The organism is Photobacterium sp. R1 (assembly GCF_054600795.1).
Genome location: NZ_BAAHZP010000556.1, coordinates 1 through 271 on the forward strand (window position 1 = coordinate 1; position 271 = coordinate 271).

Below are 271 nucleotides of genomic sequence, written 5' to 3' on the forward strand. Positions count from 1 at the left end.
TGGGTGCCGATCAGGATCTGGTATTCCTGGTTCCTGACCGCTTCAAGGTAATTGTCCAGGCTGCCTTTGCGGCGGGTGCTGTCGCGATCAATGCGCACTGTGCGGAACTCAGGGAACAAGCTGGCAAGCTGGTGTTCAAGTTGCTCGGTGCCGACTCCGACTGTCTGGAGCTGGGTCGAGCCGCATTGCTGACATTGTGGCATGACCGGACGCTGGGTCTGGCAATGGTGGCAGCGAAGCTCGCCGGAATGCTGATGGTAAGTGTAATACG

The 271-nt window shown here is 58.3% G+C and carries 1 pseudogene; it reads right to left on the reverse strand.

Annotation, left to right across the window (positions count from 1 at the left end):
- A pseudogene (locus tag ACYP03_RS26265) lies at positions 1 to 271 on the reverse strand (primosomal protein N'); the annotation flags it as partial.